At 56.9% G+C, this 248-nt stretch carries 1 rRNA gene; it reads right to left on the bottom strand.

The annotated features are described in order from the left end of the window. Nucleotides 1-183 precede the first annotated feature (183 nt). Nucleotides 184-248: ribosomal RNA gene (locus PUR71_RS02880) — 16S ribosomal RNA — on the bottom strand; the annotation flags it as partial.

The following is a 248-nucleotide window of genomic DNA, read 5'->3' as shown; positions in this document are numbered from 1 at the left end:
CCACTGAGACAACGTTTCCGTTCCCTCAGGACCCAACAACGTGCCCGACACAACCAGAACCCGAACTCCCTTCCACGCCGAAGCAGTACTAAGAGACGAACCCTCGCTGTGCCGAATAGTCAACGTTCCACCCATGAGCAACCGTGCAGGACACTCGCCTGCAACCGGCATATTGCTCCTTAGAAAGGAGGTGATCCAGCCGCACCTTCCGGTACGGCTACCTTGTTACGACTTCGTCCCAATCGCTG

The organism is Streptomyces sp. SP17BM10 (genome assembly GCF_036322405.1).
Lineage (GTDB): Bacteria > Actinomycetota > Actinomycetes > Streptomycetales > Streptomycetaceae > Kitasatospora.
Note: the sequence above shows the minus strand (reverse complement) of the source record. Positions and strands in the feature narration are given on the sequence as shown.